23 protein-coding genes and 1 tRNA gene are annotated in these 22043 nt (G+C 70.5%); 17 read left to right on the top strand and 7 right to left on the bottom strand.

Going from position 1 to position 22043, the window contains the following annotated elements; genetic code table 11:
* Window positions 1–18: 18 nt before the first annotated feature.
* Complete coding sequence (locus ACFYO2_RS45150; RefSeq protein ID WP_388362116.1) at window positions 19–603, bottom strand: 5-formyltetrahydrofolate cyclo-ligase; 585 nt, start codon at window positions 601–603, stop codon at window positions 19–21.
* Window positions 604–735: 132 nt separating this feature from the next.
* Here ACFYO2_RS45150 and galU point away from each other — a divergent pair, with 132 nt between their 5' ends.
* The 8 genes from galU to ACFYO2_RS45110 all read left to right on the top strand — a co-directional run bounded on the left by galU (window position 736) and on the right by ACFYO2_RS45110 (window position 6833).
* The gene (gene galU / locus ACFYO2_RS45145) at window positions 736–1638 is read left to right on the top strand and encodes a UTP--glucose-1-phosphate uridylyltransferase GalU (protein WP_388362110.1); all 903 of its coding nucleotides are present in this window, start codon (window positions 736–738) and stop codon (window positions 1636–1638) included.
* Window positions 1639–1643: 5 nt separating this feature from the next.
* Window positions 1644–2966, top strand: coding sequence for a gephyrin-like molybdotransferase Glp (gene glp / locus ACFYO2_RS45140; protein ID WP_388362107.1), 1323 nt, complete (start codon window positions 1644–1646; stop codon window positions 2964–2966).
* Window positions 2967–3073: 107 nt separating this feature from the next.
* Window positions 3074–3586, top strand: coding sequence for a cyclic pyranopterin monophosphate synthase MoaC (moaC, locus tag ACFYO2_RS45135; RefSeq protein ID WP_388362104.1), 513 nt, complete (start codon window positions 3074–3076; stop codon window positions 3584–3586).
* A complete protein-coding gene (locus tag ACFYO2_RS45130) occupies window positions 3583–4089 on the top strand; it encodes a molybdenum cofactor biosynthesis protein B (RefSeq protein WP_388362101.1) in 507 nt (168 codons plus the stop codon). The genes moaC and ACFYO2_RS45130 overlap by 4 nt, the downstream gene beginning before the upstream one ends.
* Entirely contained in the window at window positions 4086–4724 is a 639-nt protein-coding gene (locus ACFYO2_RS45125; RefSeq protein WP_388362175.1) for a GNAT family N-acetyltransferase, read from the top strand. Before ACFYO2_RS45130 ends, ACFYO2_RS45125 begins: the two co-directional genes overlap by 4 nt.
* A gap of 206 nt (window positions 4725–4930) precedes the next feature.
* Window positions 4931–6211: a gephyrin-like molybdotransferase receptor GlpR gene (gene glpR, locus ACFYO2_RS45120; RefSeq protein ID WP_388362098.1), complete on the top strand. Its 1281-nt coding sequence runs from the start codon at window positions 4931–4933 to the stop codon at window positions 6209–6211.
* A 74-nt stretch (window positions 6212–6285) separates the two neighbouring features.
* Window positions 6286–6359: transfer RNA gene (locus ACFYO2_RS45115), tRNA-Ala, on the top strand.
* A 165-nt stretch (window positions 6360–6524) separates the two neighbouring features.
* Window positions 6525–6833, top strand: a complete 309-nt coding sequence (locus tag ACFYO2_RS45110; RefSeq protein ID WP_388362095.1) for a hypothetical protein — start codon at window positions 6525–6527, stop codon at window positions 6831–6833.
* Window positions 6834–6959: 126 nt separating this feature from the next.
* Here ACFYO2_RS45110 and ACFYO2_RS45105 read toward each other — a convergent pair whose 3' ends face one another.
* Window positions 6960–7112: a hypothetical protein gene (locus tag ACFYO2_RS45105; protein ID WP_388362093.1), complete on the bottom strand. Its 153-nt coding sequence runs from the start codon at window positions 7110–7112 to the stop codon at window positions 6960–6962.
* A gap of 75 nt (window positions 7113–7187) precedes the next feature.
* Here ACFYO2_RS45105 and ACFYO2_RS45100 point away from each other — a divergent pair, with 75 nt between their 5' ends.
* On the top strand, window positions 7188–7583 hold the full coding sequence (locus ACFYO2_RS45100) for a nuclear transport factor 2 family protein (protein ID WP_388362091.1): 396 nt from the start codon (window positions 7188–7190) through the stop codon (window positions 7581–7583).
* 19 nt (window positions 7584–7602) lie between these two features.
* Here the strand turns inward: ACFYO2_RS45100 and ACFYO2_RS45095 are convergent, their stop codons facing one another.
* The gene (locus tag ACFYO2_RS45095; protein ID WP_388362172.1) at window positions 7603–8079 is read right to left on the bottom strand and encodes a GNAT family N-acetyltransferase; all 477 of its coding nucleotides are present in this window, start codon (window positions 8077–8079) and stop codon (window positions 7603–7605) included.
* A 65-nt stretch (window positions 8080–8144) separates the two neighbouring features.
* Between ACFYO2_RS45095 and ACFYO2_RS45090 the strand changes: the two genes are divergently transcribed.
* Entirely contained in the window at window positions 8145–8948 is an 804-nt protein-coding gene (locus ACFYO2_RS45090) for an exodeoxyribonuclease III (protein ID WP_388362088.1), read from the top strand.
* Window positions 8949–8972: 24 nt separating this feature from the next.
* On the opposite strand, the gene ACFYO2_RS45085 is transcribed toward ACFYO2_RS45090, so the two are convergent.
* The gene (locus ACFYO2_RS45085) at window positions 8973–9593 is read right to left on the bottom strand and encodes a MerR family transcriptional regulator (protein WP_388362169.1); all 621 of its coding nucleotides are present in this window, start codon (window positions 9591–9593) and stop codon (window positions 8973–8975) included.
* A 154-nt stretch (window positions 9594–9747) separates the two neighbouring features.
* Between ACFYO2_RS45085 and ACFYO2_RS45080 the strand changes: the two genes are divergently transcribed.
* The 4 genes from ACFYO2_RS45080 to ACFYO2_RS45065 all read left to right on the top strand — a co-directional run bounded on the left by ACFYO2_RS45080 (window position 9748) and on the right by ACFYO2_RS45065 (window position 13353).
* Window positions 9748–11256 (top strand): flavin-containing monooxygenase, encoded by a 1509-nt coding sequence (locus tag ACFYO2_RS45080; RefSeq protein ID WP_388362085.1) that lies wholly within the window; start codon window positions 9748–9750, stop codon window positions 11254–11256.
* The gene (locus tag ACFYO2_RS45075) at window positions 11253–12170 is read left to right on the top strand and encodes an alpha/beta fold hydrolase (RefSeq protein WP_388362082.1); all 918 of its coding nucleotides are present in this window, start codon (window positions 11253–11255) and stop codon (window positions 12168–12170) included. Before ACFYO2_RS45080 ends, ACFYO2_RS45075 begins: the two co-directional genes overlap by 4 nt.
* Window positions 12167–13051, top strand: coding sequence for an SDR family oxidoreductase (locus tag ACFYO2_RS45070; protein WP_388362079.1), 885 nt, complete (start codon window positions 12167–12169; stop codon window positions 13049–13051). The genes ACFYO2_RS45075 and ACFYO2_RS45070 overlap by 4 nt, the downstream gene beginning before the upstream one ends.
* Before the next feature lie 89 nt (window positions 13052–13140).
* Window positions 13141–13353, top strand: a complete 213-nt coding sequence (locus ACFYO2_RS45065; protein ID WP_388362078.1) for a hypothetical protein — start codon at window positions 13141–13143, stop codon at window positions 13351–13353.
* Between the two features lie 167 nt (window positions 13354–13520).
* On the opposite strand, the gene ACFYO2_RS45060 is transcribed toward ACFYO2_RS45065, so the two are convergent.
* Window positions 13521–16766 carry a S41 family peptidase gene (locus tag ACFYO2_RS45060; protein ID WP_388362076.1) on the bottom strand — a complete coding sequence of 1082 codons (3246 nt, stop codon included), beginning with the start codon at window positions 16764–16766 and terminating at the stop codon, window positions 13521–13523.
* Between the two features lie 166 nt (window positions 16767–16932).
* On the opposite strand from ACFYO2_RS45060, the gene ACFYO2_RS45055 reads away from it, so the two are divergent.
* Complete coding sequence (locus tag ACFYO2_RS45055; protein ID WP_388362074.1) at window positions 16933–17535, top strand: TetR/AcrR family transcriptional regulator; 603 nt, start codon at window positions 16933–16935, stop codon at window positions 17533–17535.
* Between the two features lie 122 nt (window positions 17536–17657).
* Window positions 17658–19895, top strand: coding sequence for an MMPL family transporter (locus ACFYO2_RS45050; RefSeq protein WP_388362072.1), 2238 nt, complete (start codon window positions 17658–17660; stop codon window positions 19893–19895).
* Between the two features lie 88 nt (window positions 19896–19983).
* Here the strand turns inward: ACFYO2_RS45050 and ACFYO2_RS45045 are convergent, their stop codons facing one another.
* Both ACFYO2_RS45045 and ACFYO2_RS45040 read right to left on the bottom strand, forming a co-directional pair.
* Window positions 19984–20457 (bottom strand): MarR family winged helix-turn-helix transcriptional regulator, encoded by a 474-nt coding sequence (locus ACFYO2_RS45045; RefSeq protein ID WP_388362069.1) that lies wholly within the window; start codon window positions 20455–20457, stop codon window positions 19984–19986.
* Between the two features lie 18 nt (window positions 20458–20475).
* Complete coding sequence (locus ACFYO2_RS45040) at window positions 20476–21108, bottom strand: GNAT family N-acetyltransferase (RefSeq protein WP_388362066.1); 633 nt, start codon at window positions 21106–21108, stop codon at window positions 20476–20478.
* 85 nt (window positions 21109–21193) lie between these two features.
* Between ACFYO2_RS45040 and ACFYO2_RS45035 the strand changes: the two genes are divergently transcribed.
* Window positions 21194–21775 carry an ATP-binding protein gene (locus tag ACFYO2_RS45035; protein WP_388362064.1) on the top strand — a complete coding sequence of 194 codons (582 nt, stop codon included), beginning with the start codon at window positions 21194–21196 and terminating at the stop codon, window positions 21773–21775.
* Window positions 21776–22043: the final 268 nt, after the last annotated feature.

The following is a 22043-nucleotide window of genomic DNA, read 5'->3' as shown; positions in this document are numbered from 1 at the left end:
GAAGGGCCGTTCGGCGTTTCAGGACCCTTGCCGGAAGCGGCGCATGCCCGACGGCGTGACCACCGCCTGCACCGGCCGGTCGTGCGCCTGAGCGGGCACCCGCTCGACGACCTCGGAGTCGTACAGCAGCACGACCAGCGCGGGGTGCATGCCCGCACGCTCCAGTCGGGCGAGCACCCGGTCGTAGGATCCCCCGCCGCGCCCCAGGCGCATACCGCGCGCGTCGACCGCCAGGCCCGGCAGCAGCACGACGTCGGCCAAGGCCACGGCGTCCGGGCCCAGACGCTCCCCGACCGGCTCGAAGAGGGCCATCTTCGAGCCGTGTTGGACGCGCGCGAGAGACCCCTCGCCGCTGTACGCGCCCCATTCCAGGTCGTTGTCGGGCAGAAGCACCGGAAGCAGGACCCGCACGCCCCGCGCGCGCAGCGCGTCCAGCAGCGCGAGCGTCCCGGGTTCGCTCCCCACGGAGACGTACGCCGCCACCGTGCGCGCCCGCGCCAACTCGGGCAGCTCCAGCGCCCGCCCGGCCAGCGCGGCGGCGGCTTCCCGCACGTCATCGGCCGTCAACGTGTTCCTCACCGCGAGGATCCCCTGCCGCAACATACGTTTGTCAGGCTCGGCCGGACGTCCGACGTGACTCAAAGGTTGCACCCGTACCCTTCCAATACGCTCATATGAGAGCTAATTAACCGGAGCCTCAGATTCCCTGCAAACGCACCGGATAAGGTTGCGGGCATGACTCAGTCGCACCCTCGGATCAGCAAGGCTGTCATTCCCGCAGCAGGTCTTGGCACCCGGTTCCTGCCGGCCACCAAGGCCACTCCCAAGGAGATGCTGCCGGTCGTCGACAAGCCGGCGATCCAGTACGTGGTCGAGGAGGCCGTGTCCGCCGGCCTCGACGACGTCCTCATGATCACGGGCCGCAACAAGCGCCCCCTCGAGGACCACTTCGACCGCAACTACGAGCTGGAATCGGCCCTTCAGAAGAAGGGCGACGCCGACCGGCTGGCGAAGGTGCAGGAGTCCAGCGACCTCGCGACCATGCACTACGTCCGCCAGGGCGACCCCAGGGGCCTCGGTCACGCCGTGCTGTGCGCCGCTCCGCACGTCGGACAGGAGCCCTTCGCGGTCCTCCTCGGCGACGACCTGATCGACCCGCGCGACCCGCTGCTCAAGCGGATGGTCGAGGTCCAGGAGCAGCGCGGCGGCAGCGTCATCGCCCTCATGGAGGTCGCGCCCGAGCAGATCCACCTCTACGGCTCCGCGGCCGTGGAGGAGACCGAGGACAGCGACGTCGTCAAGGTGAGCGGTCTGGTCGAGAAGCCCGACCCGGCGGACGCCCCGTCCAACTACGCGGTCATCGGCCGCTACGTCCTCGACCCGCACATCTTCGACATACTCCGCAAGACCGAGCCCGGCCGCGGCGGCGAGATCCAGCTCACCGACGCCCTCCAGCAGCTCGCCGAGGACGAGAAGATCGGCGGCCCCGTGCACGGCGTCGTCTTCAAGGGCCGCCGCTATGACACCGGCGACCGCGGCGACTACCTGCGTGCCATTGTCAGACTCGCGTGCGAACGTGAAGACCTGGGCCCGGACTTCCGGACCTGGCTTCGCCGTTACGTAGCCGAGGAGATGTAGCAACGTTGAGCAGCGCCGCGCCCCGCGCCACCGGCCAGGACCAGCTGTGGTCGGTGGACGAGCACCTGGACGACATCCTCGCGACCGTCCGCCCCCTCGAACCCATCGAGCTGCAACTCCTCGACGCCCAGGGCTGCGTCCTGGTCGAGGACGTCACGGTGCCGGTGTCCCTGCCGCCCTTCGACAACAGCTCCATGGACGGGTACGCGGTGCGGGTCGCGGACGTCGCGGGCGCGAGCGAGGAGTTCCCGGCGGTCCTGGAGGTCGTCGGGGACGTCGCGGCGGGCCAGGCCGAACTGCTCCACGTGGGGCCCGGCCAGGCCGCCCGCATCATGACCGGCGCCCCGCTGCCGCCCGGCGCCGAGACCGTCGTCCCCGTGGAGTGGACCGACGGCGGCCTCGGCGAGGGCCCGGTGACCGGGATGCGGGCCCGCGCGCTGTCCCCCGACGGGGCCGAGGGGCACGTGCACGTGTACCGACCGGCCGAGGCGCGCGCGCACGTGCGTGCCAAGGGCAGTGACGTGAAGGCGGGGGACCGCGCCCTGGAGGCGGGCACCGTCCTCGGCCCGCCCCAGATCGCGCTGCTCGCCGCGATCGGCCGCGCCACGGTACGCGTACGCCCGCGCCCGCGCGTGGTCGTCATGTCCACCGGCAGCGAACTCGTCCAGCCCGGCGAGGAACTCGGCAGCGGCCAGATCTACGACTCCAACAGCTTCTCCCTCACTGCGGCCGCCGTCGACGCCGGCGCCATCGCCTACCGGGTGGGCGCCGTCGCCGACGACGCCGAAACGCTCCGGTCCACCATCGAGGACCAGCTCGTCCGCGCCGACCTCTTGGTCACCACGGGCGGCGTGAGCGTCGGGGCGTACGACGTCGTCAAAGAGGCGCTGTCGTACGTCGGCGACGAGGACGAGCCGGGCAGCGGCATCGAGTTCCGCAAGCTCGCGATGCAGCCCGGCAAGCCCCAGGGCTTCGGCTCCATCGGCCCCGACCACACACCGCTGCTGGCCCTGCCCGGCAACCCCGTGTCGTCGTACGTCTCCTTCGAGCTGTTCGTCCGCCCCGCGATCCGCACCCTGATGGGCCTCGACGACGTCCACCGGCCGACCACCAGGGCGACCCTCACCACCGGCAAGGCGCTGACCTCGCCGAAGGGCCGCCGGCAGTTCCTGCGCGGGACGTACGCCGACGGTGCGGTCATCCCGGTCGGTGGCGCCGGATCCCACCTGGTCGCCGCCCTGGCGCACGCGGACGCGCTGATCGTCGTACCCGAGGACGTGGAGTCCGTGGAGCCCGGGACCGAGGTCGAGGTCGTCCTGCTCGGCTGAGCCGAAGGGCCCGCGCCGCTCACCGGTCCGACTTGGCGGTACCGTGTCGCGCACAACAGGCTCACGCGCCGTACCGCGCCGGGCCCGGACCGGGAGCGCCACACAGCATGACAGTGCCTTCCCGGGGGGAGACCCCCGGACCCTCTGTGCAGGACCGACTGACCCACATCGACGAGGCGGGCGCGGCCCGCATGGTCGACGTGTCCGGGAAGGACGTGACCGCGCGCACCGCCCGCGCCAGCGGCCGGGTCCTGGTCTCGCCCCGTGTGGTCGAGTTGTTGCGGGGCGAGGGCGTGCCCAAGGGCGACGCCCTGGCCACCGCGCGGATCGCGGGCATCATGGGCGCCAAGCGCACCCCGGACCTGATCCCGCTGTGCCACCCCTTGTCGGTGTCCGGTGTGAAACTGGACCTGAGAGTCGCGGACGACGCCGTGGAGATCTGGGCCACGGTGAAGACCACGGACCGCACGGGCGTCGAGATGGAAGCCCTGACCGCCGTCTCCGTCGCTGCGCTCACCGTGATCGACATGATCAAGGCGGTCGACAAGGGAGCGGTCATCACGGACGTCAGGGTGGAAGCGAAGACGGGCGGCAAGTCGGGCGACTGGAGCCGGGCATGACATATCGCGCTCTCGTCGTCACGGCTTCCAACCGGGCCGCCGCCGGGGTCTACCAGGACAAGGGCGGCCCGCTGATCGCCGACGGCCTCAAGGGCTTCGGCCTCACCGTCGAGGGCCCGCAGGTCGTGCCCGACGGCGATCCCGTGGAGGCCGCCCTGCGCGCCGGGGTCGACGCCGGGTACGACGTGATCGTCACCACCGGCGGAACCGGCATCTCGCCCACCGACCGCACCCCCGAGGCGACCCGCCGGGTGATCGACCGCGAGGTGCCGGGCATCGCCGAGGCCATCAGGGCGTTCGGACGGGAGAAGGTGCCGACCGCGGTGCTCTCCCGGGGCCTGGCCGGAGTGGCCGAGCGGACGCTGATCATCAATCTGCCGGGTTCCACCGGCGGGGTGAAGGACGGACTGGCCGTCCTGGAGCCCCTGTTGGTGCACGCCGTGGACCAGATCCGCGGCGGCGACCACCCCAGACCCGTCGCCAGTAGTGGGGGTGCGAGCTGAACAGCCCATCCTGGCCTGTCGTACTCACGGACGGCGATGTCGTCCTGAGGCCGATAAAGCTGCGCGACCAGCGGGCCTGGCGCGAGGTCAACCGGCGTAACCGGGACTGGCTGCGGCCCTGGGAGGCGACGATTCCGCCGCCCACGCCCAGCGGGCCCATAGCGCACCGGCCGACCTACCGTCAGATGGTCCGGCATCTGCGGGCCGAGGCGAACGCGGGCCGGATGCTCCCGTTCGTCATCGAGTACCAGGGCCGGCTGGTCGGGCAGCTGACGGTCGCCGGAATCACCTGGGGCTCGATGTGCTCGGGCCATGTCGGCTACTGGGTGGACGAGTCGGTGGCCGGCCGCGGAGTGATGCCGACAGCGGTGGCACTCGTCGTGGACCACTGTTTCCGAACCGTCGGTCTGCACCGCATCGAGGTCTGCATTCGCCCCGAGAACGCGCCCAGCCGCCGGGTGGTGGAGAAACTCGGATTCCGCGAGGAGGGGCTGCGCCCGCGCTATCTCCACATCGACGGCGCCTGGCGCGACCACCTGGTCTTCGCACTCACCGCGGAAGAGGTGCCCGACGGGTTGCTCAGGCGTTGGCAGCGGGCACGATCCAGGAGCACGCCGCACGACAATCCCGCATAGCCGTTCCGAAGCCAGGCCACCGCGGGGAAATTGAATGTTTGTTCGAAATTGATCGGGTGATGACCGCCTTGGGGCATTGAATTCGCTACCTCGGCGACCTGTTGATCGCATCGGTCACAAAAAAAGCTCGAAATATCAGCCAGATCGTGCGACACACCGGCGCAATTGGCAGATGGCCTCACGCAAACCCCTCTACCGTGTGAGGCGTGAGCAGCAGCGGCCTCATCTACGCAGTCATTGTCGGGGCCTGGGCCGCCTACTTGGTGCCGATGTGGCTCCGTAGGCAGGACGAGCTGAACGAGGCCCGTCCGACGGAACGCTTCAGCACAGCCATCCGGTTGCTGTCCGGACGGGCGGGGATGGAGCGCCGATACGCCAAGGACCTGCGGGCGCGCTCCACCGAAGAGGGGGAGTCCAGCGCCGTGGACCCGGGAACGGCCACCGACTCGGTGGACGTCCGGGCCTTCGCCATGCCTCCGCCCCGTCCACAGGCGCAGGCCACGGCCCAGGCGCCTGCGCGCTCGGAAGCGCGTGAGCAGGTACGCGAACCGGCGCGCGAGCAGGTGCATGACCGCGATCATCGTGACCACGATCACCGTGAACCCGATCACTATGAACGCGAACAGGTGCGTGAACCGGCGCGCGCATCCGAGAGCGCGCCGCCCGCGCGGAAGCGAGTGCCGGTTCCTCGGCGCACGCCCCAGGAAGAAGCGGCCGCGGCGCGCGCTCGGCGCACGAAGGTGCTCGCGCGCCGTCGGCGCACGACGGTCATGCTCTTCCTGGCCTTCTCGCTCGGCGCCATCGTCGCCGCGGTGGGAGGGCTCGCCTTCCTGTGGGCGCCCGGCGTACCCGCCGTGCTGCTCAGCGGGTACATCGCGTACCTGCGCTCCCAGGAGCGCAGACGTTTCGCCTACCAGATGGACCGGCGCCAGGCCGAGGCAGCCGCGCAGCGACTGCGCGAGCGCACACGCCAGCCGCGCCGACGCGCCTCCGTCGACGAGGGCGCCGACTCCGAGGAGCCGGACGAAGGCCCCGAGCCGGAGCTGGATCCCGGCATGTCGGCACTCGCCGCGGACCGGCGTGCGCTCGTCGAGCAGACCGACCACGCGGAGTGGGTCGACCAGCAGCGCGAGCGGCAGCAGCGGCCGGGACACGGTGACAGCTGGGACCCGGTGCCGGTGCCCCTGCCGACGTACGTGACGGCGCCGGTCGCTCCGCGCGCCACCTCCGACGTGGATCTCGGAGCGCCGGACGCGTGGAGTTCGGCGCGGTCCAGTGCCGTCACGACGCCCGACCAGGAGGCTCGGCCCGGTGCGCGGGACGCGGGAGCGGAGGAACAGGCCGCCGACGCGGAGGACAAACCGGGGGCCGACGAGCGCAGTGACGCCCGTCGCGCCGCCTCCGCCCGTCGCGCCCGCGAGCGTGGCCGTACGCCACTGTTCGACCAGTACGAGGACGGGGACCGGCCGCGGGCCGCGAACGAGTGACCAAGGCGGTTTGACCAGCCGGGAACGGATTTCCAAGCACCCGGACGGGGATGCTAGAGTTTCACTCGTTGCAAGGGCCTGTGGCGCAGTCCGGTAGCGCACCTCGTTCGCATCGAGGGGGCCAGGGGTTCGAATCCCCTCAGGTCCACCGCAGCTTGGAGCCCCAGTCGGAGAGATCCGACTGGGGCTTTTTTGCGTCGTACAGCAGCGAAGTACAGCAACTACCTCTCTTGCTGAGGTGCTTGCCGAGCTTGCGTTTTGCACCCCGGCCGGAGCGGGCGGAACATGAAGTGACGGGGGCGGTCTTCTGTACGTGCCGTGCACCGAAGGACACAAACAGGGCACGGCCCGTGTCGTCGAGCGCGAAGGGCGCGTGACCGGGTACGCCACGGACCTGGCGTTCTTCGCGCACGCCGTGGCCGAGACCACCCCGGACCTGCAAGCCTTGATCGCCTCGGCGCCCGCATTCGGCGGACCCGGCATCCTCGTGCCCGCACGTAACAGCCTGCTGCTGCGGTGGTGTCTGGCGAGCGGCCTCAGCGTGGTGCAGCTGATGAGCCTGATGACTATGGGTCTCTACAACGAGCCCGACGGCGCGTACCTGCCCTCCATTCTCTACTGACCAGAGTCGGCCGGTGATCGTCCCTGGGGCGTCCCCGGGCCACCGAGGCCGACCAACGGCGACGGACGGTGACAGGCGAGCCACAGCCGTCGGCGGTCTTCGTGTTTCACCGGGCGAATCGCCCTCTCAGGCTTGCCCGTTGGAGGTCGAGGCGCGCTGTTCCAGTCGCCTCAGGGCTGCTCGCCCCACTCCAGGCTTGGCCTTGGCCCGTTCCACGCGTTCGGCGATCGCGGCGCGTACGGCGTCGATGTCGCCGGCGTCGACGCACTGGGCCTTCACTGGCAGCTCGTCCAGGATCGCCGGGGTATCAGACTTGACAGGCTCGACTCGTCCCAGTGCTTGAGGTGATCTCTCGTGCATCCCTTCCGGAAAGCCGTCGAAGCCGCCGACATGGACGCGGTGGCCGCCCTGCTGGCGGAGAACGTCGTCTTCACCAGTCCGGTCGTCTTCAAGCCGTACGAGGGCAAGGCGATCACCGCCGCGATCCTGCGCGCCGTGTCGCAGGTCTTCGAGGACTTCACGTACGTGCGGGAGATCGCGAATCCCGACGGACGCGACCACGCCTTCGTCTTCACCGCGACCGTCGACGGCAAGCAGCTCACGGGCTGCGACTTCCTGCACTTCGACGAGGACGGCAGGATCGACGACTTCATGGTCATGGTCCGTCCGCTGTCGGCGGCGCGTGCCCTTTCCGAGGCCATGGGTGCGCGGTTCGAGCAGATCGCTCGGGACGCGGCCGGGGCCGGGTGACGTCGACGCCGTCGCCGGCCTAGAGCTGTTTGGCGAAGCACCGGCTCGACTCGAAGTGCCGGTAGTAGCCGAACTTGGCGCACGGCTCGTATCCGCTGGACGTGTAGAGGCCGATGGCCTCCGGCTGTTCGGTGCCGGTCTCCAGGACCATGCGTCTGCGGCCGGCCGCGCGGGCGTCCTCCTCCAGGGAGGCCAGCATGCGGCGGGCCAGGCCGCGGCCGCGCATCGCGTCTATGACGTACATCCGCTTGACCTCGGCGTCGCCGTCGAGGTTGCCCTCCCCGTTGGTGTCCTGGGAGCGCCAGCCGCCCGTGGCGACCGGGGTGTCGTTCTCGTCGTACGCGATGAGGTAGACGCCGTTCGGCGGGTCGAAGTCCGACGGGTCCAGGGGCGTGGCGTCGCCGCCGTCGCCGTAGCGCAGGTGGTACTCGGCCTGAACCTGGTCGTTGAGCTTGACGGCGTCGGGGTGGTCGAAGGGGACGCGACGTAGGTTGATGCTGATCACCGTATGCAATCCATTCAGGGGCGGGACTCGATCCAGTGTGCCGGTATCGTGCCGGGGTGCTCACTGTGACTTCCGCCAATGTGAACGGACTGCGCGCCGCCGCGAAGAAGGGCTTCGTGGAGTGGCTCGCGGAGACCTCCGCCGACGTGATCTGCCTCCAGGAGGTGCGCGCGGAGCCGCAGCAGCTGCCCGAGCACGTCCGTACGCCCGACGGCTGGCACGTCGTGCACGCGCCCGCCTCCGCGAAGGGCCGCGCCGGCGTCTCCCTCTACACGCGCCGCGAGCCCGACCGCGTCCGGGTCGGTTTCGGCTCGGCCGAGTTCGACGGCAGCGGTCGCTACGTCGAGGCCGACCTGCCCGGCGTCACCGTCGCCTCCCTCTACCTGCCCTCCGGCGAGGTCGGCACCGTGCGGCAGGACGAGAAGGTCCGCTTCATGGGCGAGTTCCTCGCCCACCTGAAGGACCTGCGCGAACGCGCCGCCGCCGACGGTCGCGAGGTCGTCGTCTGCGGCGACTGGAACATCGCCCACCAGCAGGCCGACCTCAAGAACTGGCGGGGGAACCAGAAGAGCTCCGGGTTCCTGCCCGAGGAGCGGGAGTGGCTGACCCGGGTCTTCGACCCGGCGGAGGGCGGGTACGTCGACGTCGTGCGGGCGCTGCATCCGGACGTCGAGGGGCCCTACACGTGGTGGTCGTACCGGGGGAGGGCCTTCGACAACGACACGGGTTGGCGCATCGACTACCAGGTGGCGACGCCCGGCCTCGCCGCCAAGGCGGTCAAGGGCTACGTCGAGCGCGCGGCCACGCACGCCGAGCGGTGGTCCGACCACGCGCCGGTCACCGTCGTGTACGACCTCTGATACTCCAGCCGCACAACTGGCGTATCAGTCCCGCTTCCGCAACCGCCGGTCCAGCGCCAGTGACAGCTCCGCCTCGACCACGCTCCGCGCAAGGGGGCGCAGTCGTTGGCGGTCTTCCTCGGGGGCGTGGCGCAGGACCAGGTCGTCGAAGAGTTCGGCGAGGGCGTCGACGTGTTCGCGGACGCGTTTGCCCGTAGCCAGGACCTCCGCCAGCGGGATGCCCTCGCGGACCAGGGCCGAGGAGACGTCCAGGAGGCGGCGGCTGATGTGGACGATCTCGTCGCCGTCGGTGCCGAGGTAGCCGAGTTCCAGGGCGGCGGCGAGGTTCTCTGGGGTGACCTCGCCCTCGAAGCGGGCGGCGAGTTCCTCGGGGGTGAGGCGGACCGGTTCCTCCTCGGTGGGGGCGTCCACGCCGAGGAGTTCGGCGACGTCGCGGCCGTGGTCGAGGGCTTCCGCCAGTTCGGCGATGCCGCTCAGGGTGTGGCCGCGTTCCAGCAGCGCGGAGATGGTGCGCAGGCGGGCCAGGTGGCTGTCGTCGTACCAGGCGATACGGCCCTGGCGGCGCGGTGGGTGGATCAGCTTGCGTTCGCGGTAGAAGCGCAGGGTGCGCACCGTGATCCCGGCCTGCCTGGCCAGCTCCTCCATGCGGTATTCACGCTTGTCTGCCACGCCCGCACCCTATGTCGTACCTGAGGTAACTTTCCTCGACTGCCCCCTACCCACGAGTACGCGGCTGCTCTACTCTCCCCATTGCGCCAGTGTTCACTGGCATGGTCAAGCGACGCGTGGAGGCTTCGGGATGGCCGAGCACGAGCACGAACACGTACGGGTGGCGGTGATCGGGTCGGGGTTCGGCGGGCTCGGGGCCGCCGTACGGCTGCGGCGCGAGGGTGTCACCGACTTCGTGGTCCTGGAGCGGGCCGACAGTGTCGGCGGGACCTGGCGGGACAACACCTATCCGGGATGCGCCTGTGACGTGCCCTCCCACCTGTACTCGTTCTCCTTCGCGCCCAACCCCGACTGGCCGCGCACCTTCTCCGGGCAGCAGCACATCCGCGCCTACCTGGAGCACGTGGCGGACGTCTTCCGGCTCCGCCCGCACATCCGCTTCGACTCCGAAGTGAAGATGATGACCTGGGACAGCGGGAAGCTTCGCTGGGACATCGAGACCAGCAGCGGCTCGCTCTCCGCCGACTTCGTCGTCTCCGCCACCGGACCGCTGTCCGACCCGCGCATCCCGGACATCCCGGGGCTCGACACCTTCCCCGGCAAGATCTTCCACTCCGCTCGCTGGGACCACGACTACGACCTGCGCGGCAAGCGGGTCGCCATGGTCGGCACCGGTGCCTCCGCGATCCAGATCGTGCCGGCCGTCCAGCCCCTCGCCGAGAGGCTCACCCTCTTCCAGCGCACCCCGCCCTGGGTGCTGCCCCGCGTCGACCGGGCGATCACCGGGGCCGAGCGCGAGCTGCACAGGCGGCTGCCCCTCACCACACAGCTCAGGCGCGGACTCCTGTGGGGCATCCGGGAGTTGCAGGTCCAGCTGTTCACCAAGCGCCCCGACGAACTGGGCCTGGTCGAGACGGTGGCCAAGCGCAACATGGCCCGCTCCATCAAGGACCCGGCCCTGCGCGCCAGGCTGACGCCCGACTACCGCATCGGATGCAAGCGGATCCTGCTGTCGAGCGAGTACTACCCGGCGCTCGCCAGGCCCAATGTGGACGTCGTCGCGAGCGGTCTGAGCGAGGTCCGCGGCTCGACCCTCGTCGCCGCCGACGGCACCGAGGCCGAGGCCGACGCGATCGTCTTCGGTACGGGCTTCTACGTCAGCGACATGCCGATCGCCGACCGGGTGGTGGGCGCGAACGGCCGTACGCTCGCCGAGGCCTGGGCGGCAGGGGAGGGGATGGCGGCGCTGCGGGGTGCCTCGGTCCCCGGATTCCCCAACTGGATGACGGTCATCGGGCCCAACACGGGCCTCGGGAACTCGTCCATGATCCTGATCATCGAGTCGCAGCTGAACTACATGGCCGACTTCGTACGGCAGTTGGGCGTCCTCGGTGGCCGGGTCGCCCTCGACGCCCGCCCGAGCGCCCTGCACGCGTGGAACCGGCGGGTCCAGGAGCGCATGAAGCGCACGGTGTGGAACACCGGCTGCGACAGCTGGTACCTGGACGCGAACGGCCGCAACACCACCATCTGGCCGGGAACCACGACCGAGTTCCGGCGTGCGACGCGGCGGGTGGAGCTGAGCGAGTACGAGGTGCTGCGCGTGTCCGCCGTGAAGAAGGCCGAGGTCAGCGCATGAGCCGCCTTCTCCACGTCTCCTCCGGCCCCTACGCCCCACCCGTCCCCGCCCGCGTACTCACCGCCGTCTCCGCCGACGGCGCCCGCTTGCACGTCGAGGTGCACGGACCCGAGGGTGCGCCCGCCGTCGTCCTCGCCCACGGCTGGACCTGCTCGACTGCCTTCTGGGCGGCGCAGATTCGGGACCTGTCCGCCGACCACCGGGTCATCGCCTACGACCAACGCGGCCACGGACGCAGCCCGGCGAGCCCCGCCTGCACCACGGACGCACTCGCCGACGACCTCGAAGCCGTACTGCAAGCGACCCTCGCACCCGGCGAGAAGGCCGTGATCGCCGGTCACTCCATGGGCGGGATGACGGTGCTGGCCGCAGCCGGGCGGGCCGGATTCCGGGAGCACGCGGCGGCCGTACTGCTGTGCAGCACGGGCTCGTCGCGGCTGGTCGACGAGTCGCTGGTGGTACCCATCCGGGCCGGCCGGCTGCGCACCGCGCTGACCAAGCGGATCCTCGGCTCGCGCGCCCCGCTCGGACCGGTCACGTCGCTCGCCCGGCGGATCCTCAAGTACGCCACCATGGGCGCCGATTCGGCCCCGCACATGGTCGAGGCGTGCGCCCGTATCGTGCACGCCTGCCCGCGCAAGGTGCGGCACGCCTGGTCACAGGTGCTCGGCCTGCTCGATCTCGACCACGGCGTACGGGAGTTGAGGGTGCCGACGGCCGTCCTGGTCGGCTCGGCCGACCGGCTGACGCCCCCGGTGCAGGCCCGCTCGCTGGCCGCCGCGCTGCCCCACTGCCTGGACCTCGCCGAACTGCCCGGCATCGGCCACATGACACCGGTCGAGGCGCCCGAGCCGGTCACCGGGAAGATCCGTGCACTCGCCACGACGTACGCGCAGATCAGGGAGGGTGCATGACCAGGGTCAGCCTCGAAGGACAGGTCGCCGTCGTCACCGGAGCCGCGCGGGGGGTGGGGGAGCTGCTGGCCCGCAAGCTGTCCGCGCGCGGGGCGAAGGTGGCGCTGGTCGGGCTGGAGCCGGACGAGCTCAAGCAGGTCGCCGGGCGGTTGCACGGCGACAGCGCCCACTGGTGCGCCGACGTCACCGACCACGAGGCGATGACCCGGGTCGCCCAGCAGGTCAAGGAGCGGTTCGGCAAGGTCGACATCGTCGTCGCCAACGCGGGCGTCGCCACCGGCGGTCCCTTCGTCGACTCCGATCCCGTGGCCTGGCGGCGGGTGATCGAGGTCAACCTGATCGGCTCGGCGGTCACCGCCCGGGCCTTCCTGCCGGTGCTGATGGAGAGCCGGGGTTATCTGCTCCAGATCGCCTCCCTGGCCGCCATCACGCCGGCGCCGATGATGACCGCGTACTGCGCGTCCAAGTCGGGCGTGGAGGCGTACGCGCACAGCCTGCGTGCCGAAGTCGGGTACCGGGGCGTGCGGGTGGGCGTCGGGTACCTGTCCTGGACCGACACCGACATGGTGCGGGGCGCCGATCAGGACGAGGTGATGCGGGAGTTGCGGCAGCGGCTGCCGTGGCCGTCCAACAAGACGTATCCGCTGGGGCCGGCGGTGGACCGGATCGTGGCCGGGATCGAGCGGCGGTCGAGCCATGTGTACGGCCAGTGGTGGCTGCGCGGGATGCAGGGGGTGCGCGGGTATCTGCCCGCGGTCATCGGGACCGTCGGACAGCGGGAGATGCGGCGGTTCGCCACCCGGCTGGAGGGCATGCGGACCGGGCTCGTCGGTGCAGGTGGGGCGGCCGATGAGGAGGCCCGCGCTACCCACCGTGACTGATCGACATGCGCACAGTGACCGCCCGTGTGAATCTGGTCGAGGTCCCGCCGAGGGGCCCCAGAAACCACCCACCACGGGAGTGAACCCACATGGGTATGAAGGACAAGTTCCAGGACAAGTCGGAGCAGCGGCAGGAGCAGGCCAAGGAGAAGGCGCAGCAGGTGCGGGAGCGCGGTGAGCGCGGTGAGCCTGGCCAGGAGCGTGGCCGTCAGGGGCAGGACCCCATGCGCGAGCGGGACGAGGAGACGGAGCGGATGCGGCGTGAGGAAGAGGACCGGTTCGCTCAGGACTACGACGCGTAGCCGCTGCGCTTGGCTTTAGCCGCTGACGTGGGGTGCCCTTCTTTTGGGAGGGTGCCCCACGTTTTGCTTGCGTTGGCGGGTTCGTTGTCTGGTGCGTTGTTGGGTGCGGGGCGGTGGGGGCTGGTCGCGCAGTTCCCCGCGCCCCTAGGTCGGTCAGCCCGCCCCAATCAGAGGCGTGGGGGGAGGTTTGGCCTTGAGCGGTTTGGGACGTTCGAGTAGTTCGGGGGTGTTGCGGGGGAGTTGGTTTCCAGGAGGTCCAGGGCGAGTTTCACCGCGTCGTCCAGTTGGGCGTGGCGGCCCTCCGCCCAGTCCAGGGGGGTGCGTTGGATTTCCAGGTCGGGAGTGACGCCGTGGTTTTCGACGGACCAGCCGTACGCGTCGAACCAGGCCGCGTTCATCGGCACGGTGATCACCGTGCCGTCGCCGAGTTGGTGGCGGCCGGTCATGCCGACGACTCCACCCCAGGTGCGTTGACCGACGACCGGCCCGAGCTTGAGGAGTTTGAAAGCCGCCGTGATCATGTCGCCGTCCGAGGAGGTCGCCTCGTCGGCGAGCGCGACCACCGGGCCGCGCGGGGCGTTGGAGGCGTACGACACCGGCTGGGCGTCGCGTGTCAGGTCCCAGCCCAGGATCCGGCGGGTCAGCGTTTCCACGACCAGTTCGCTGATGTGGCCGCCGGCGTTGCCGCGTACGTCCACGAGCAGGGCGGGCCGGGAGACCTCCATGCGCAGGTCGCGGTTGAACTGGGCCCAGCCCGAACCACCCATGTCGGGGATGTGCAGATAGCCGCAGCGTCCGCCGCTCAACTCCCGTACGACGGCCCGGCGTTTGGCCACCCAGTCCTGGTAGCGCAGGGGGCGCTCGTCGAGGAGCGGTACGACCGCCACGCGCCGCGCCCCTCCCTCGCCCTCCGCCGGTGTGAACGTCAGCTCCACCGTCGTACCGCCCGCCCCGGCGAGCAGCGGGTACGGCCCGGTCAGCGGATCCACCGGGCGGCCGTCCACGTGGGTGAGCACCGCGCCCTCCCGGATGCCGGTGCCGGCCAGCGGTGAACGTGCCTTGGAGTCGGAGGAATCGCCGGGCAGGATCCGCTTGACCATCCAACCCTCGTCCCGGCGGACGAAGTTGGCGCCGAGGAGACCCTGTCGGCGCTGGTAGTGGGCGGGGCCCTCGTTGCGGCGGGCGGCGGTGACGTAGGCGTGGGAGGTGCCGAGCTCGCCGAGCACCTCGCGCAGGAGGTCGGCGAACTCGTCGGGGGACGCGACCCGTTCGACCAGCGGGCGGTACTGGTCGAGCACCGCGTCCCAGTCGATGCCGCACATGCCGGGGTCCCAGAAGTAGGCCCGGATGAGCCGCCCGGCTTCGTCGTACGCCTGACGCCACTCGGCGGCCGGGTCGACCTGGTGCAGGATGCGGCGGGAGTCGATCCAGACCGTCGAGTCCACGTCACCGATCTCGTTGGACGGCACCGCCCGCAGGTCTCCCTCGTCCACGACGACCAGTCGCGAACCGTCGCCGCTGACCGCGAACCAGTCCAGGTGCTCGACGAGTTCGGTCTTCTTCGCCTTGGTGATGTTGAAGAACTCCAGGGTCGGCCGGCCGCTGGTGTCGTCCGGGTTGGCGAACGTCTCGCCCAGCGCGCCCGAGATCGGCCAGCGCAACCAGACCAGCCCGCCGCCCGCGACCGGGTACAGCGCCGAGTACTTGGAGGCGGTGACCGGGAAGGGCGTCACCCTGCTCTCCAGGCCCTCCACCTCGACGGTCACCGTGCCGTCGCCGCCCTCGTCCTCCTCGACCGGGTCCAGGCCCCCGGCGGCCGGCCGGCCCTCCGGGTTCAGCGCGAAGGGGGAGGGGGTGGCGGAGGACAGGGGGACCAGGTAGGGGCGGCAGCCCAGCGGGAAGGACAGGTCGCCGGTGTGGACGTCGTAGACGGGATCGAAGCCGCGCCACGACAGGAACGCCAGATAGCGGCCGTCCCTGGTGAACACCGGATTCTCGTCCTCGAAGCGGCCGTTGGTCACGTCGACGATCAGGCGGTCCTTCATCCGCGCCATCTTGATCTGCCGCAGCGAGCGCCCGATCCCCGGATGCGACCACGTCAGCCACGCCCCGTCCGGCGAGAAGGCGAGCTCGCGCACCGGCCCGTTGACCGAGCGGATCAGCTCGGTCACCTGGCCGTCGGAGTCCTCGGAGTCCTCGGAGGCCTCTGTCGCGTCGATGAGCAGCAGCCGTCCGTCGTGCGAGGCGATGGCGAGGCGCTCCCCCTGCGGGTCGGAGACCAGATCCAGCACCCGCCCCAGCGCGCCGGACGCCAGCCGCCGGGGCCCACGGTCCCCGGTCGCCCTCGGCAGGTAGGCGACCTCGATGGCGTCCTCGCCCTCCGCGTCCGTCACGTACGCGACCTGGCCGACCGGGCCGAGCATCTCCGGGAGCCGGACCCGTACGCCCGGGGTGTCGGTGATGGCGCGGGCGGGACCGTCGCGATGGGTGAGCCAGTACAGGCTGCCGCGCACGACCACGGCGCTCGCCCGGCCCGTCTCGTCGACCGAGATGCCATCCAGGTGCCGGGTGGCCGGAACCTGGTACGTACGGCGTCCGGCGCGCGGCCCGCTCAGCCGTACGTCGAGCCGGCGGGGCACCGAGTCCGCGGCGAGGTCGTCGACGATCCACAGGTCGCCCGCGCACTGGTACACCACCCGGGTGCCGTCGCTCGCCGCGTGCCGGGCGTAGAAGGCGTCGTGGTCGGTGTGGCGGCGCAGGTCGGAGCCGTCGTACGCGCACGAGTAGAGGTTGCCGATGCCCTCGTGGTCGGAGAGGAACGCGATCCGGCCGCCGACGAACATGGGGGAGTGCAGATGGCCCTGAAGATCGGCCAGCAACTGCTCCCCGTGCAGCCACAGCCTGCCCATCGCCCCGCCGCGGTAGCGCTTCCAGGCGGCCGGTTCGTGGGGCGGGGTGCCGGTGAGGAGCAGGGTCTTGCGCTCGCCGTCGAGGTCGGCGACCTGGATGTCGGAGACCGGGCCCCAGGGCAGCTTGCGGCCGGGATCGCCGTCGGGATCGACCTTGTACGCCCAGGTGAAGTACGTGAAGGGCTCGCCGTGCGAGGCGACGGCGAGGATCGTCCCGTTCGGGGTCCAGCCGCAGACCTGGGTGTCGGCCGACCCCCAGTGGGTGAGCTGCCGGCCCGGCCCGCCGTCCACCGGCACCAGATGGATCTCCGGGACCAGACTGCGCCAGCTCGTGTACGCGAGATGGCGGCCGTCGGGCGAGAAGCGGGGGTGGCCGAGCTTGGTGCGGTCGACGGTGAGCCGCCAGGCGCGGCCGGGACCGTCGAGGGGCGCCAGCCAGAGGTCGTCCTCGGCCACGAAGCACAGCAGATCGCCGCTCAGATGCGGAAGGCGCAGATAGCTCACCTCCCCATGCTTTTCCCGAGAATGGGCCAGGGCAACTTATGACAAATCCAGGCGGAAGCGGGGCGCCCACCCTGGAGACGAACGAAACAGTTTCGTTTCGCTCGAAGGTGCGCTACATTTGTGTCCGTACGAAACCGTGTCGTTCGGAGCCGGGAAGGTGAGAGTCATGACTGAGACTGCAACGGTGCGTCGCAGTCGGATCACGCCCGAGCGCGAGGCCGAGCTGTACGCGGCCGTGCTCGACCTGCTCCGGGAAGTCGGCTACGACGCCCTCACCATGGACGCCGTGGCCGCCCGTACGCGATCCAGCAAGGCGACCCTCTACCGCCAGTGGGGCGGCAAGCCTGAGCTGGTCGCGAAGGCCGTGCGGCACAACAAGCCGGGTGGTTCCCTCCCCGACATCGACACCGGGACGCTCAGGGGCGACCTGCACGCCCTCACGTTGCGTTCGGACGACTGCCAGATGGAACAGAACTCCGCGCTGATGCGGGGCCTGGCCATGGCCGTCCACGACAACCCGGACCTCCTGAAGGCGTTCAAGGAACACCTCATCGAGCCGGAGATGGCGGAGTTCAAGCGGGTGCTGCAGCGGGCGGTCGACCGGGGCGAGGTCCGTGCGGACAACCCGGCGGCCGAGTACATGATGCACATGATGATCGGAGCGTTCGCCGCGCGCACGCTGATCGACGAGCAGCCGCCGACGCAGTCCTTCCTGCTTTCGTACATCGACGCCGTCGTCCTCCCTGCCCTCGGCGTCCACACCACCTGAGACCTCCCCGCAGTCACCACCTGACGTCACCGCTCAAGTCGTCGGGACGATCACGCCTGCCACCCACCGGGCCGATCACCCCTTCCCTGCACAACACACGACCTGACCGGGAGTACGCCCTCGTGGCCACGTTCCTCTACAAACTCGGCCGGCTCGCCTTCCGGCGACGGCATTTCGTCGCCCTGATATGGGTCGCCCTGCTGACGCTCGCGGGCGTCGGCGCGGCCAGCGCCCCCTCCGCGGGCTCCACCTCCTTCTCCATCCCCGGCACCGAGGCGCAGAAGGCCTTCGACCTGCTGGAGCAGCGTTTCCCCGGCGCCAGCGCCGACGGAGCGACCGGGCGCATCGTCTTCAAGGCGCCCGAGGGCCAGAAGATGACGGACGCCGACAACAAGGCGACCGTCGCGAAGACCGTCAAGGAACTGGGCGACGGCTCCGAAGTCGTCTCCGTCACCGACCCGTACACGACGAACGCCGTCAGCAAGGACGGCACAGTCGCCTACACGTCGGTGAAGTACGACGCCCCCGGCATGGAGCTGAAGGACGCGACCCGGGACGCCCTCGAGGCGGCCGCGGACGAGGCACGGGCCACCGGGCTGACTGTCGACGTCGGAGGCGACGCCCTGCAGGCGGCGGCCGAGCCGGGGGCGGCGGGCGAGGTCGTCGGTCTCGCCCTCGCCGCGGTCGTCCTCGTCGTCACCCTGGGCTCGCTGGTCGCGGCCGGACTGCCGCTGCTCACGGCGATCATCGGCGTCGGCATCGGCGTCTCCACCATCACCGCCCTCGCCAAGGCACTGGACCTCGGCGACACCACCTCCACGCTCGCCTTGATGATCGGCCTCGCGGTCGGCATCGACTACGCGCTGTTCATCGTCTCCCGCTACCGGGGCGAGCTGGCCGAGGGCCGTGACCGCGAGGAGGCGGCAGGCCGGGCCACCGGCACCGCCGGCTCGGCGGTGGTCTTCGCGGGACTCACGGTCGTGATCGCCCTGGCGGGTCTCTCGGTCGTCGGCGTCCCCATGCTGACCAAGATGGGCCTCGCGGCGGCGGGCACGGTCGTCGTCGCCGTCCTCATCGCCCTGACCATGATCCCGGCGCTGCTCGGATACGCGGGCAGGAAGGTCCGGCCGACGGGCGCGAAGCGCAAGCGGCGTGGCGGCAACACGTCCGAGGCGCCCGCGAAGACCGAGGCGCAGGCCAAGCCCGGCATGGGCACCCGCTGGGCGAGCTTCGTCATCCGCCGTCCGGTCGCCGTGCTGCTGCTCGGCGTGGTCGGTCTGGGCGCGATCGCCGTTCCGGCCACCCAGCTGGAGCTGGGTCTGCCCGACGACGGCTCGCAGCCGACGTCCACGACGCAGCGTCGGGCGTACGACCTGCTGTCGGAGGGCTTCGGCCCCGGCTTCAACGGCCCCCTGATGATCGTGGTCGACGCCAAGGGCAGCGACGACCCCAAGGCGGCGGCCACCACGGTCACCGACGGGATCAAGGGTCTGGGGGACGTCGTGACGGTGACCCCGGCGGCGTTCAACAAGGCCGGCGACACCGCGACGATCACCGTCATCCCGGACTCCAAGCCCTCCTCCGTCCAGACCGAGGACCTGGTGCACGCCATCCGTGACCAGGGCACCGACGTCAAGGCCGACACGGGCGCGAAGGTCCTGGTCACCGGCACCACCGCGATGAACATCGACTTCTCGCAGAAGCTCACCGACGCCCTGATCCCCTACCTCGCCCTGGTGGTGGGCCTCGCCTTCCTCCTCCTCATCGTGGTCTTCCGCTCCATCCTGGTCCCGCTGAAGGCGGCCCTCGGCTTCCTGCTCAGCGTGCTCGCCGCGCTCGGTGCCGTGGTCGCGGTCTTCCAGTGGGGCTGGCTCGGCGGCCTGATCGGCGTCGAGGAGACCGGCCCCATCATGTCGATGATGCCGATCTTCATGGTCGGCGTGGTCTTCGGTCTCGCGATGGACTACGAGGTCTTCCTCGTGACCCGCATGCGGGAGGCGTACGTCCACGGCGAGTCGCCGAGCCAGTCCATCGTGACCGGCTTCCGGCACAGTGCCCGGGTCGTCGCCGCCGCCGCGGTCATCATGATGGCCGTCTTCGGCGGCTTCATCAGCTCCAGCGAGTCGATGATCAAGATGATCGGCTTCGGCCTCGCGATCGCCGTCTTCTTCGACGCGTTCGTGGTCCGCATGGCGATCGTCCCGGCGGTGCTCGCGCTCCTCGGCAAGAAGGCCTGGTGGCTGCCGAAGTGGCTGGACCGCGCCCTGCCGAATGTCGACGTGGAGGGCGAGGGCCTGCGCACGCTGGACGACCTCAAGGACGCGGATCCGGACGAGGACCGGAAGCTGGTGCGCGTCTGACGCGCGCGGCTTGCGCCGCTTGACCGGCCGGTGAGGGTTCCGTGGGGACGGGGCGCCCTCACCGGCCTTTCTCGTTTCAGCCCGTGTCTTAGCCCAGTGGCGTGTCGAGGAGTTGAGTCAGGGTGCGCTTGAAGTCGTCGGTCCGCCGGTCGTCCAGCCCGCCGAGCGGGATGAGCAACTGGTCGAGCAGCACCTGTACGGCGTCGATGGCAGGCCGCACGGCTTGACGGCCCTCGTCGGTGAGCGCCAGGCGCACGACCCGGGTGTCCTCGGCATCCCGGGTACGCCGGATCAGCTCGGCCGCCTCCAGCGAACGCGCCAGTTTCGACACGTACAGCGCCTCGAGCCCCGTGTAGTCGGCCAGCTCCCGCTGACTCGGCTGCCGACCGGATCGCTCCATCCCACTGAGCGAGGCCAACAGCACGTACTGCGCGTGCGTCAGGTTCAGGGGCGCGAGGGCTTGGTCGACGGCGGTACGCCACTTGTTCGCGAGGCGCCAGACGAGGTAGCCGGGGGTGGGGGAGGGGGCCTTCGGGGCGGGGGCCTTCGGTGCGTCGCTCACGGTGGATACGGTACATGGCTAGTTTCTGTTGTTCGCTGCCTCACGTCCGAGATAGGTGACGCCCGGATCGGCGCCCGGCACCTCGATCTCGTGGAAGCCGAGGCGGTCGTAGAAGGCCCGGGCGGGGGTGTTGGCGGTGAGCATGGAGAGGTGCACGCCCGGTACGGCCTTCGTGCGCAGGGCGTCGAGGAAGGTCTCCATCAGGGCCCGCCCGTGGCCTCGCCCCTGCCAGTCGGGGAGCAGGTCGATGTGGAGGTGCGCGGGGTGGGCGGCGACCTCCGGGACGAGCATGCGTTCGGGGTGGTGGAGCAGGGGGACGATCTCGTCATCGGGGGTGCGGGCCGGGCCCTTCGGCTCCGGGTACCGCTCGGCGACCAGTGGCAGCCACTTCGCCCGGTAGTCCTCGACGAAACGGGGCGTGTCCCCGGTGCCGAGGATGTAGCCGACGGCTTGTCCATGTCCGTCGTCCAGCACGAAGGCCAGGTCCGGCTCCAGATGGACATACGGGGCCGCGAAGATCGCCGGGAAGATGCCGGGGTCGGCGTAGTGGGGGCGGCTGTCCTGGCCGACGTGGGCGGTGCGGATGCAGATGTCGTCCAGGGCCAGGCGGTCGGCGGGCCGGTAAGGACGTATGGCGGGTGCTGAAGTCATCGCCGTATCCTGCCCAGTTGGGAGCGCTCCCACAAGCTTCTGTGAGGGGAGACGCGGCCCCACGGCAACGAAAGGCTTCCCCAATATGCGGCGATACGTTCTTACCGGTACGCCCGGCGCGGGCAAGACCTCGATCCTGCGGTGTCTGGCCGAGCTCGGCCACGGGGTCGTGGAGGAGGCGGCGACCGCGGTCATCGCACGGGCGCAGGCCCGGGGCGAGGAGGAGCCGTGGACGCGGGCGAGCTTTGTCGATGAGGTCGTCGAGCTGCAGAGGGAGCGGCAGTTGGAGGGCCCCGTCAAGGGCGCTGTCCAGGTTTTCGACCGGTCGCCGATCTGCACACACGCGCTGGCCACCTACCTGGGCCGGCCGGTGTCCCGGGCACTGACTGCCGAGATCGAGCGGATCACCGCCGGGGAGATCTACGAGCGTCAGGTGCTCTTCGTCCGAAATCTGGGTTTCTGCGAGCCCACCAGTGCCCGGCGGATCAGCTTCCAGGAGTCGCTCGTCTTCGAGAAGGTCCACGAACAGAGCTACCGTGCGTTCGGCTACGAACTCATCGACATCCCCGCCGACGATCTGGCGCACCGTGTGGCAGCGGTCAGCTCCGCGATCTCAGGGTTCACCCGATCAACCTCACGTACCTCCTCAACCGGGCGACGGCCGTAACCCGGTCGCATGCCCTGTACACGCACCGCTTGGGCGCGTATCGGGTCGTGATCAATGAGCATCGCAGCTTGCGGGGCGGCTGCCCGTCTGGGGTACGGGGCCCGGCGGTCTGCGGCTGCGCCGTGTGGGCGCGAGTGACCGGAAGCAATGCCGGAGGCACGCAACCGGGGTCCGGGACCCCGGTTGCGTGCCCGCTGGGGCGGTGTGTCAGACCATGGCGAGCCGGTCCACCAGCAGCTCCACCCTGCGCTCGGCGTACTCCGGTGGC

Source organism: Streptomyces sp. NPDC006602 (assembly GCF_042870385.1).
Lineage (GTDB): Bacteria > Actinomycetota > Actinomycetes > Streptomycetales > Streptomycetaceae > Streptomyces.
Note: the sequence above shows the minus strand (reverse complement) of the source record. Positions and strands in the feature narration are given on the sequence as shown.

Excerpts from the sequence above, each read along its gene's own strand:
- ACFYO2_RS45150 (WP_388362116.1), bottom strand. The coding sequence starts at position 603 with ATGTTGCGGCAGGGGATCCTCGCGGTGAGGAACACGTTGACGGCCGAT.
- galU (WP_388362110.1), top strand. The coding sequence starts at position 736 with ATGACTCAGTCGCACCCTCGGATCAGCAAGGCTGTCATTCCCGCAGCA.
- moaC (WP_388362104.1), top strand. The coding sequence starts at position 3,074 with ATGACAGTGCCTTCCCGGGGGGAGACCCCCGGACCCTCTGTGCAGGAC.
- ACFYO2_RS45130 (WP_388362101.1), top strand. The coding sequence starts at position 3,583 with ATGACATATCGCGCTCTCGTCGTCACGGCTTCCAACCGGGCCGCCGCC.
- ACFYO2_RS45085 (WP_388362169.1), bottom strand. The coding sequence starts at position 9,593 with ATGGAGGAGCTGGCCAGGCAGGCCGGGATCACGGTGCGCACCCTGCGC.
- ACFYO2_RS45080 (WP_388362085.1), top strand. The coding sequence starts at position 9,748 with ATGGCCGAGCACGAGCACGAACACGTACGGGTGGCGGTGATCGGGTCG.
- ACFYO2_RS45075 (WP_388362082.1), top strand. The coding sequence starts at position 11,253 with ATGAGCCGCCTTCTCCACGTCTCCTCCGGCCCCTACGCCCCACCCGTC.
- ACFYO2_RS45070 (WP_388362079.1), top strand. The coding sequence starts at position 12,167 with ATGACCAGGGTCAGCCTCGAAGGACAGGTCGCCGTCGTCACCGGAGCC.
- ACFYO2_RS45065 (WP_388362078.1), top strand. The coding sequence starts at position 13,141 with ATGGGTATGAAGGACAAGTTCCAGGACAAGTCGGAGCAGCGGCAGGAG.
- ACFYO2_RS45055 (WP_388362074.1), top strand. The coding sequence starts at position 16,933 with ATGACTGAGACTGCAACGGTGCGTCGCAGTCGGATCACGCCCGAGCGC.
- ACFYO2_RS45040 (WP_388362066.1), bottom strand. The coding sequence starts at position 21,108 with ATGACTTCAGCACCCGCCATACGTCCTTACCGGCCCGCCGACCGCCTG.
- ACFYO2_RS45035 (WP_388362064.1), top strand. The coding sequence starts at position 21,194 with ATGCGGCGATACGTTCTTACCGGTACGCCCGGCGCGGGCAAGACCTCG.